This window comes from Rhizobacter sp. (genome assembly GCA_021153565.1).
In the GTDB taxonomy this organism is placed as follows: Bacteria; Pseudomonadota; Gammaproteobacteria; order Burkholderiales; family Burkholderiaceae_C; genus Albitalea.
In genome coordinates, this window is the sequence record JAJKJU010000025.1 from 23,033 (window position 1) to 32,088 (window position 9,056).

General features: G+C 62.5%; 9 protein-coding genes and 1 pseudogene. 7 read left to right on the forward strand and 3 right to left on the reverse strand.

What is annotated here, in order from left to right; genetic code table 11:
* Positions 1–11 precede the first annotated feature (11 nt).
* The 5 genes from AC30NL_RS01965 (at position 12) to AC30NL_RS01985 (ending at position 5,208) form a co-directional block, all read left to right on the forward strand.
* Positions 12–1,118 (forward strand): class I SAM-dependent methyltransferase, encoded by a 1,107-nt coding sequence (locus AC30NL_RS01965; RefSeq protein WP_489462333.1) that lies wholly within the window; start codon positions 12–14, stop codon positions 1,116–1,118.
* Between the two features lie 4 nt (positions 1,119–1,122).
* Positions 1,123–2,157, forward strand: a complete 1,035-nt coding sequence (locus AC30NL_RS01970; RefSeq protein ID WP_489462334.1) for a glycosyltransferase family 2 protein — start codon at positions 1,123–1,125, stop codon at positions 2,155–2,157.
* 200 nt (positions 2,158–2,357) lie between these two features.
* Positions 2,358–3,359 carry a hypothetical protein gene (locus AC30NL_RS01975; protein ID WP_489462335.1) on the forward strand — a complete coding sequence of 334 codons (1,002 nt, stop codon included), beginning with the start codon at positions 2,358–2,360 and terminating at the stop codon, positions 3,357–3,359.
* A complete protein-coding gene (locus AC30NL_RS01980; RefSeq protein WP_489462336.1) occupies positions 3,356–4,444 on the forward strand; it encodes a glycosyltransferase family 4 protein in 1,089 nt (362 codons plus the stop codon). Before AC30NL_RS01975 ends, AC30NL_RS01980 begins: the two co-directional genes overlap by 4 nt.
* On the forward strand, positions 4,441–5,208 hold the full coding sequence (locus AC30NL_RS01985; protein ID WP_489462337.1) for a glycosyltransferase family 2 protein: 768 nt from the start codon (positions 4,441–4,443) through the stop codon (positions 5,206–5,208). Before AC30NL_RS01980 ends, AC30NL_RS01985 begins: the two co-directional genes overlap by 4 nt.
* Positions 5,209–5,529: 321 nt before the next feature.
* Here the strand turns inward: AC30NL_RS01985 and AC30NL_RS01990 are convergent, their stop codons facing one another.
* Positions 5,530–6,369, reverse strand: coding sequence for a HipA domain-containing protein (locus tag AC30NL_RS01990; protein ID WP_489462338.1), 840 nt, complete (start codon positions 6,367–6,369; stop codon positions 5,530–5,532).
* A gap of 116 nt (positions 6,370–6,485) precedes the next feature.
* On the opposite strand from AC30NL_RS01990, the gene AC30NL_RS01995 reads away from it, so the two are divergent.
* Positions 6,486–6,863 carry a type II toxin-antitoxin system RelE/ParE family toxin gene (locus AC30NL_RS01995; RefSeq protein WP_489462339.1) on the forward strand — a complete coding sequence of 126 codons (378 nt, stop codon included), beginning with the start codon at positions 6,486–6,488 and terminating at the stop codon, positions 6,861–6,863.
* Entirely contained in the window at positions 6,844–7,179 is a 336-nt protein-coding gene (locus tag AC30NL_RS02000; RefSeq protein WP_489462340.1) for a helix-turn-helix domain-containing protein, read from the forward strand. Before AC30NL_RS01995 ends, AC30NL_RS02000 begins: the two co-directional genes overlap by 20 nt.
* Positions 7,180–7,383: 204 nt before the next feature.
* Here the strand turns inward: AC30NL_RS02000 and AC30NL_RS02005 are convergent.
* Together AC30NL_RS02005 and AC30NL_RS02010 are read right to left on the reverse strand one after the other, a co-directional pair.
* Positions 7,384–7,569, reverse strand: a pseudogene (locus tag AC30NL_RS02005) (nucleotidyl transferase AbiEii/AbiGii toxin family protein); the annotation flags it as partial.
* On the reverse strand, positions 7,566–8,312 hold the full coding sequence (locus tag AC30NL_RS02010) for a type IV toxin-antitoxin system AbiEi family antitoxin domain-containing protein (protein ID WP_489462341.1): 747 nt from the start codon (positions 8,310–8,312) through the stop codon (positions 7,566–7,568). The pseudogene AC30NL_RS02005 and the gene AC30NL_RS02010, both read right to left, overlap by 4 nt.
* Positions 8,313–9,056 lie beyond the last annotated feature (744 nt).

The following is a 9,056-nucleotide window of genomic DNA, read 5'->3' on the forward strand; positions in this document are numbered from 1 at the left end:
ACGAATTGAGAATGACGTCGATCGCCCCAACCATTGATGTGGAACCTGTGTCCGCATGCCCGTCCTGCGGGCACGGCGGCACGCCGCTCTACACCCGTCTTCATGATCACACCTTCGGAACGCCAGGTGAGTGGACGCTTGAGCGATGCGCTTCGTGCGGGCTCATCTGGCTCAGTCCCAGGCCCACGGAGGACGACATCGGCAAGGTGTACGAGACCTACTACACCCACAAAGTAACGTCGCAAGGCTCGACGTTTCGCGCCCACGTGAAGGCGTCCGGGATCAGCCACCGGGTGATGGGATTCATGGTGGCGGCGTCGCGCCGACTGCGCAATGCCGTGCTGTCAGTCCGCTTCGGCTATGCAGAACTCTCGCGTGGGCCGTCCGATGTCCTCATGGCGTATACCCTGGGCCTGCTGCCGGGGGTCGGCCGATCCGCGGCCCTCGAGGTCATGGGATTGAACGCCCGTGAACGCGGACGGCTGCTCGATGTCGGATGCGGCAACGGCGCTTTCCTGTCGCGCATGAAGAGCCTGGGATGGCAGTGCATCGGCATCGAAACCGACGAGGTCGCGGCACGCTTCGCGCGTGAACACTTCGGGCTGGACGTGCGGCAAAGCAGCTTGACCGAAGCTGCTTTCGCAGAAGGCACCTTCGACGTGGTCACCCTGTCTCACGTCATTGAGCACGTGCATTCGCCTATCGCTCTCCTGCTGGAGTGCCGGCGCATTCTCAAGCCCGGAGGCAAGCTGGTGGTCCTGACGCCGAACACTCGCAGCCTGGGTCACCGGATCTTCGGTCGTGCCTGGCGAGGACTCGAGCCTCCGCGCCACCTTCATGCCTTCCACCCGCAAGCCTTGCAGACGTACACCGAGCGCGCAGGGATGAGCACCCAGCGCCTGACCACCGAGCCCAGGATGATGCGGTCGATCTGGTACGCGAGCCGCCTGATCCAGCGAGCTGAACGTGGGCGCCACACGCGTAATACCGTGCTCGACTACCTAATCGCCCATGCCATGCAGCCGCTGGAGGCACTGGCGTGCCGGATGTTCTGGCACATCGGCGAAGAGATCATGCTCGTCGCGGTGAAGCCGGAATCTGCGCCTGCTCGAGGATAGGGAAATGGACAACACAAACTCAATCGCGACGAGCGCGCGCGTTTTCGTCATCGTCATCAATTGGAACGGCGAGGACGACACCTGCAGGTGCCTTGCTTCCTTAAACCAAGTCGACTACCCGAATATGCACGTCGTGGTTTCAGACAACGGCTCGCGGCCCGACTCCTTGCGCACGCTCCGTGATTGGGCGAGTGCCAACGGTGTGATGATCTCCACTCCCGACGCGCCGCCTCGGCTCAATGCAGCGGGCGGCTGCAGGAGCATTTGCATTCTCGAGAACGGCCGTAACCTCGGCTTCACTGGCGCCAACACCGTCGGCATCCAGCATGCAATGCGGCGAGGCGCCGATTACGTTCTCTTCCTCAATAACGACACTTTTGTGACGCCGTCGTTCCTTTCCCGCATGATCGACGTCGCAGAACGCAATCCCGCCTACGGCCTTCTCGGATGCAAGACGCTGCTGGGAGACGGAGATGCCGCCGACGAGAACAGGACGATCTGGAGCCTCGGCGGCTATCGATACCGGTTCGGCAATCCGATGAACATCGGAAGCAACCAACCCGACCGCGCCGAGTGGCGTGGCCTCGTCGAGAACGAACTGATCTGCGGCTGCTGCATGCTGATCCGGCGAAAAGCCATCGAGGACTGCGGCGTGCAGGACGACGATCTCTTCTTCGCAATCGACGACGTGGAGTACTCGCTGCGGGTGGCGAAAGCGGGCTGGAAGAATGCGCTCGTTCTCGATGCCGAGATCTATCACGCAGGATCGAAGTCGGTCGAGGGCCGCACCGGCCTGCAGCTGTACTACCTGTTCCGCAACACCTACTACTTCAGACGCAAGTACTTCCCTTGGCACAAGAACATCGTGTTCTTCACCCACCACTTACTGCGCTATTTTCTGGTCGGCGGTCTCGGCCGCCTCCTCCTCGGGCGGGGAAGCGCGAACAAGGGGATGCTCCTCGGCGTCCATGATTTCCTGACACATCGGATGGGCGAATGCCCGCATCCGGTGTTGCTGCGGCGCAAGTCCACCGCTTGAGAGACGGAGAGAACATGGATTCGGCAATGCAGTCGACAGCGGCGCGGGCGCCATCGTGGCGACCGCGTTCGTCTGGCACGGTCCGAAGGACGATCGGCGAAGAGCTCGAACTGGTCCTTTTCATCGGTTACTTCGCGACCTACGTCCTCAGCAACGCCAGCACGTCATTCGAGCCATCGACGTCGCCGGCCAAGCACCTGATGCTGGCGACCGCCGCCGCCGTGTCGCTGGTTTCGTCGCCTCGCTGCGCACTGCGCTCGCTCCTTCTTTTTTCGCCGCTCCTCGCGATCTACCTGATCGGCGGCCTCGAGGGTTACGCGCTGATGACGGCAGTGTTTGCATTGGCCATGCCCGCCGTCGGCCGGTCGCTGAACAGCATAGTCGCGCAGCGCCGCAGAAGGATCGTGGCACTGCTCTTTGTGATCGCGCTTGTCCCGGCCGCGGTCGCGGCCTTCGGCCTCGAATTCGATTCGTTGTGGTCGTCGCAGTACGGGCGCCCCCGCCTGCTGATGGGGTACTGGCACCCGAAGGAAGCGGGGACCAGCTTCGCGCTGCCTCTGCTGCTGTTCCTCTTGGTCAGCGCGCGAAGACCAGGCGGAATTCAGATCCTGCTGCTGACAGCCCTGCTTTGGGTGATCGGATCCCGCAACGTCGCGCTCGCCATGGGCATCTCCATTGGCCTGTGGCGCTATCCGCGTGCGGCGGTGCCCCTGCTCGTCACCCTCGTGGTGGCGGTCGTGGCCCTGGTCCTGGTACTCGGGTACTCCTATGAATTCTTCGACGAGATCACGTCGTTGCGCCTCACGGTCTGGCTGGAGGCCCTGGCAGACCCGCCCGGGGCCACGGACGACGGATCGACGCTCGGAAGCCGCCTTGCGATCGACAGCTACTACGTCGAGGTTCTTGCCAGCGCGGGTGTCGCCGGCCTCCTGGTGTTTGGCGCATGGGTCGCCACGTTCAATGCCGCTCTGGCGAACATCCGCCCCCATGCCCGACTGGCGAAGGCCTGCTTCTGGGCCATCCTCTTCTTCTCCGGCTTTGACAGCGGCATCGTTTCGACGGGCAACCTATTGCATGTCGTGCTGTGGGCCTTCGCAGCCTCGCCCTTGCTGCTGCGACACCGTCGACGGCTTACCCGACGGCGGGCGGCGATTCAGTTCCCACCACCCTCGCGTCTTCCCGCACGCACGGAAAGCCCATGATCACGCTCGACTGCATCATCTTCGGTTTGCAGCGCTTCGGCGGCATATCGAACTACTGGAGCCGGCTACTCGAAACGATGCGCGACGAGCACCCGGACTATGACCTCGTCCTGCCGAAGAGCATCCGCTACGCGGGCTTCGATCCCGCGCGAATGAGCTGCCACGTGCACGACGCCCGCGAGTCGCTCCCGGCCAGCGTGTCCCGCTACCTCGCCGCGCAGGCAGCGCCCGACAGCGTGTTCCACACGTCGTACTACCGCCGGCCGAGCGGCAAGGTGCGCAAGTACGTGGTGACGGCGTACGACTTCATCTATGAACGGTATCGCACCGGCCTTCCCAAGTGGGTCCATGCCTGGCAGAAGCAGGCCAGCATCCGCAGCGCGGACGCAGTCATCTGCATCTCCCACAGCACGAAGCACGACGTGCTGCAGTTCTGTCCGGGCGTGAACCCGGCCCAGGTGCACGTCGTGCACCTGGGCGTGGATTTCGACCTCTACTTTCCTGACCCCGGCGAAACCCCCGTCAACGAAGCACCCCTTGTCCTGTTCGTAGGACAGCGCACCGGATACAAGCGCTTCGACTTGGCGGTCGAGGCAGTCCGACAATCCGCTTCGCTGGTGCTCGGCATCGTCGGGCCCGGGTTGACGACTGACGAGCGGATGCTCCTTGGCGATCGCCTCGGCGCCCGCTGGACCGAATTCGGCCCAGTGAGCAGCGCGCAATTGCGTCGCCTTTATTCGAGGTCGTTCGCCTTCCTCTTCCCGTCCGACTACGAAGGCTTCGGTTTGCCGGTACTCGAAGCGATGGCTTGCGGCTGCCCGGTAGTGGCGTCCGCCGCCGCGTCGCTGCCGGAAGTCGGCGGCTCAGCCGCCTTGTACGCGGCCGAACAGCGACCCGAGTTTTACGCCGCAGCCCTAACGTCGCTGCTGGAGCCCACGTACCGGTGCAGCATCGTCGATGCCGGCTTCTCCCGTTGCCGGGATTTCTCATGGGCCCGGACCTGCGCGCAGACGCTCGCGATTTACGGGTGCCTTGGACACCCCGCCGACGCCCTCTCGTTCAGCGAATCGATGAGCTCCCGATGATTTCAATTTCCGTCGTGACAGCGGTCTACAACGGGCGCGAAACCGTGGTCGAGGCACTGGAGTCTGTGCTGGCGCAAGACCATCCCTGCGTCGAAACGGTGATCGTCGACGGCGGGTCGACGGACGGCACGCTCGATGTCCTGTCTCCATACCGGTCGCGCGTGTCGACGCTGGTGAGCGAGCCCGACAACGGCATCTACGACGCGCTCAACAAGGGCATCCGGCTCTCGAGCGGCGACGTCATCGGCTTTCTCCACGCGGACGACCTGTTCGCCAACGCACATGTCCTTTCGAAAGTGGCAGCCGTGTTCGCCGATCCGACGGTCGACGCGGTCTACGGCGACCTCGTCTACGTGCGCAAAGGGGACATCGGCCGCATCGTCAGACAGTGGCACGCGGGCGCCTGCAGCCGCGCGGCGCTTCGTAGCGGCTGGATGCCGCCGCACCCCACGTTCTACGTCCGGCGTTCCATCTACGACCGCCTTGGTGGCTTCGACACGCGCTACCGCATCGCGGCAGACTACGACTCAATCCTCCGCTTGCTCTTCGTGGGCGGAATCAAGGCGGCCTATGTGCCCGAGACGCTTGTTCGAATGCGCGTAGGAGGCGTCAGCAACCGTTCGCTCGAGAACATCATCCGGAAATCGAAAGAGGACTATCGGATCGTCCGCGCCCACCGGGTGGGCGGCGTGCTCACGGTCCTGCAGAAGAACGTGCAGAAGATGAGTCAGTTCTGGCGCCGCACCCGGCAGTCGCTTCGGTAATGCCCCTTCAGCCAGCGCTTCATGTTTGCATGGCTCACGCCCGGCGGATGGTTCGGCAGTCAGGTCGTCGAGCAGCGCCGGATCACGTTCGGTGCGCAGCATCGCGATTCACGGCCGCGGACGCACCATCGGCAGCATGTTGTTGCGGTCGTACTGAAAGAGGTACTCGTCTCGTTCCTTGAACCTATTTTCCGCAGTTGACGACATGAAAGCTCGCCAACGCGCTGTCGCAATTGAGCATTCCCGGGCGCGCCGCCTGACCAATTTGGAACTGCGGCGCAGAACCCGCGCCCGCTCTTAGCCCAACTTTGTCACTTGGCACTACAAAGCCGATCCATCCCCCAGCGGAGGCTTGTCCGGCTCTGAGAAGCGAGCCTCCTCAATGGCCGCGGTCAGCCCCCGCAGCGCCACATTCGGTTTGGGGCTGCGCACAGCCTCCATGCCATCGTTCCAGGCGTGGACCATGTTCTTGGCAACCTCGCGCCACTCGGGACGCTGCTTGGCTGCGGCGATAACTTCGAGTCCGGTTTGTACTGCGGCATCGCACAGCATCTCAATCATGTCGTTGTACTCATTGGACGAGATGTTCAGCCGCGTGTGAAAGAAGTGGGCCAGCGCTTTTCCCGGCGCCCAGGTCTTGCGACCGGCGATCGATAACCCCGGCGGATTGTTGGCATAGCGCGGATAAGCTTGCGTGGTCACCATGTCGTAGGCAGGTGTGAACGTCACGTCAGTGGCATTGGTGTAGAGCAGAGCGATGTTCTTCGTGTGGCAATCGGCGTTGCGCACCACGTAGGTCGACAGAATCAGCCAGGCGAAGCGCCGACTTTGCTCGTGCCATGCCGCATCGGCAAAGTACGGTCGCGCGGCTTTCAGGACCTGCTCGGTAGTACTGGCGTATTTCTCGGTCGGCGGCAAACCCAGCAGCCCACACATGTCCTCGACGCCTCTCACCGGCACGCCAGCATCATCAACGTCGAAGCGCTCGACGATGAGCGCGCGGCCATCGTCGGACATCGTCGTCGTGGCCACGGGGAAGCGGCCGATGCGCTCGATCAGGCGCATCGAGTAGAACTCGTTGAAGCCGAGGTATGGTGTCTGTTCGTCCGAGCCTTTGACGATGTGGCGGCTGGTGAGAGCATGCCGCGAACAGCCGGCCATGAGCGCTGGCGCGCTGGAATCGGTGAGCTCACTTTTTGGAGAAAATCTCCAGAATCCCGGCCAGCTCCGTATAGGCGCAGGTCTTCCCGATTTATACCAGTTCAGATATCATCCCAATGGCCGACAAAGAAAAGCCGCTCGTGTGGCTCGGAAGTAGCAAAAAAGACTTGATGGCGCTCCCCACCGACGTACGGAAGTTCTTCGGTCACGCCTTGGACTTCGCCCAGCACGGCGGGCAGCACGACGCGGCGAAAGTGCTCAAAGGCTTCGGAGGTGCCGGTGTCCTGGAGGTAGTCGAAGACGATGTCGGCGGAACGTATCGTGCCGTCTACACCGTGAAGTTCGAGCAAGCGGTGTTTGTCCTGCACTGCTTCCAGAAGAAGAGCAAGAGCGGAATTGTCACGCCAAAAGAGGACATGGAAATCATTCGCGCCAGGCTGAAAGTAGCCGAGGCGCTCGCGAAAGAGGTACGACATGGCAAAGCGAATCATTGAGGACACCGCGGTCGAAACCAGCTCCGGCAACGTCTTTGCCGATCTTGGTCTGCCCGATGCCGAGAAGCTCAAGATCAAGTCCGGCCTGGTGATCGAAATCACCAAGGCCGTGCGCAAGCTGGGTCTGACGCAAGATGCGGCCGCCAGTCGCATGGGCATCCCCCAGCCGAAGGTGTCAGGCATGCTGAGGGGCGACTTCTCGAACCTGTCTGAACGCAAACTGATGGACTGCTTGAATCGGCTCGGCTACGACATTGAAATCAAGGTGAAGCCAGCACTGGAACCGGTGGGGCACCTGACGCTGGCCGTCGGTTGAATCTGCGTCGCCGTGGGTTGGAAGACTGAAACGGCCGGCGTGGTGAACCGCAATCCCGCCGCTCATTGGCCGGCTGATCGGGGGCCGGCCGATCTGAATATCTCCAAGAGCGTGGTGGGCTACACGTACCAGTGCGCCGGTTTGTCAACTAGTTCTTGCGCGTGGGCACATCTGCGCCAAGCGAACCTGACCTCTATCGTGCGCCAGCGCCCAGCGCTGCTCCAGGTCGTGAGGAACGAATACGACGTCGATGTCGACGGACAAGCGAGGTAGGTCCTGAACGAAAAGGTTCAGGGCCGTGCCGCCTTTCATCGCGAAAGCCGGGGTCTCGAACAAGGATGGCGCAATGTCCAGCAGCAGCCGGACGGTTTCGACATAGGCCTGGTTCATTTGCCGCGCCTCAGGTCCAGTCGCTCGCCGGTCCTTCCAACCGTGACCCACCGGTCGCCACCACCCAAGCGCTCACTGTGCATTCGCGCGGCCGACTTCCAGGGCAGTTCGAGCTCGTCCGCGAGAGATGCGGCCAGCCGGGCCACCTTGATGCGCGTGAGATGCGAGAGCAATTCTTCGAGCACGGGGAGTCGCAGCGAACGCGTGCTTTCAACCAGGTGACGCGCTTCCTCCAGGGTCTGGCGCTTGCCCACATCGCTGAGCACTTCGAGCAGCGCGCGCTCGGGCGCCGACACGGGCATATCGGCGCGCCCCACTGGCAACGGACCCAGCCCCAGCCCGGGTGACATTTGCGCATCGAAGAGATGCGTCGCCTGGTAGTGAGCCGGAAACTGTGCCGTGAACCAGTCCGGCAGCGTGGCCGGCTTGTCACCCCACAGCGTCAGCTTTTCCTTGAATGAAAGGGTGTGGCGAAACCCTCGCCAGCCCAAGGCGGTCTTGCCGGCGACGTGCAACCCGGGGACGGACTTGACCAGTAGCGCCAGGCTGGCATCCCGATCGAGTTTGTCGCCGGGCAGCAGGTACGTGCCACGGCCCAGGCGCATTAGCCAGCCGGCTCCCGCGAGGTATGCAGCATGCTTGGCACTGAGGCCCCGTCCAGCCAACCACGCGGTGCTCAGGGGCTCACCGCGTGGCAGCGTCGCCAGCAGCGACTTGAATGAAAATGAGTCACTTGTTCTCATAGGATGAGAATCCTAGCAATAATTCCATCCAACGTAAGAGCCAATTTGCGCAGCGCGGTGAGCGAAATCCATTCTCCAACCGAAAAGATCTGTTTTAGGCCTACCTCCTTGTCGCAAACCTGAAGCATGAAAAAGTCAATGCAGCTCGCATGCTATGCGAAGTAATTTAACTTTTTCATCCAGGCGCTCACACGCTGGGCAGGATGCTCAGCACACCAACATGGGAATCGGCGCCCACAGCGTTCGAGCTGCGCTCGCTTTCCCCGGTAGTTGGCGGCGCCTTCAAACCACTGGCCGCCGGCGACGTCCGCGAGCCGGTGCAACGCCATCGGACGCCCTGTCGGGGCCGGCGCGATGGCTCGAATGGGCGCTGAACGCGCTCGCAGTCAGCAGGATGTCGGCGTTCGAGATGCCAGCGCTCCTGGCCACAGCCTCCTCCAATGCCTGAAGCACTTCAAGGTGCTGAGCAAGCAATTGGCGGAACTGAGCATTGACATTCCCAAAGGCGTCGAGATCTCATGCGGCCAAGCTCAGCAAAGGGTCCGTCTCGCAACCCGTCCCAAGCGTGGACAACCTCGCTCCACTCGGAACGTTTTTTGCGGACACCGAAGGTGTCGGGCCTGGGCAAGAAAAGATAAGGATTTGGCCCGGAATAATTTTCCGTTTTGGGGGCGCAGGGCGGGATGCGATGCAAGGCGCTCCGAGCGCCGTGTGGCGAGCCACACAAGCGAGGAGCAACGCCGC

What these genes read in the sequence shown, in the direction of transcription:
- AC30NL_RS01965 (WP_489462333.1), top strand. Translation starts at nt 12, where the DNA reads ATGACGTCGATCGCCCCAACCATTGATGTGGAACCTGTGTCCGCATGC.
- AC30NL_RS01970 (WP_489462334.1), top strand. Translation starts at nt 1,123, where the DNA reads ATGGACAACACAAACTCAATCGCGACGAGCGCGCGCGTTTTCGTCATC.
- AC30NL_RS01975 (WP_489462335.1), top strand. Translation starts at nt 2,358, where the DNA reads ATGCTGGCGACCGCCGCCGCCGTGTCGCTGGTTTCGTCGCCTCGCTGC.
- AC30NL_RS01980 (WP_489462336.1), top strand. Translation starts at nt 3,356, where the DNA reads ATGATCACGCTCGACTGCATCATCTTCGGTTTGCAGCGCTTCGGCGGC.
- AC30NL_RS01985 (WP_489462337.1), top strand. Translation starts at nt 4,441, where the DNA reads ATGATTTCAATTTCCGTCGTGACAGCGGTCTACAACGGGCGCGAAACC.
- AC30NL_RS01990 (WP_489462338.1), bottom strand. Translation starts at nt 6,369, where the DNA reads ATGGCCGGCTGTTCGCGGCATGCTCTCACCAGCCGCCACATCGTCAAA.
- AC30NL_RS01995 (WP_489462339.1), top strand. Translation starts at nt 6,486, where the DNA reads ATGGCCGACAAAGAAAAGCCGCTCGTGTGGCTCGGAAGTAGCAAAAAA.
- AC30NL_RS02000 (WP_489462340.1), top strand. Translation starts at nt 6,844, where the DNA reads ATGGCAAAGCGAATCATTGAGGACACCGCGGTCGAAACCAGCTCCGGC.
- AC30NL_RS02010 (WP_489462341.1), bottom strand. Translation starts at nt 8,312, where the DNA reads ATGAGAACAAGTGACTCATTTTCATTCAAGTCGCTGCTGGCGACGCTG.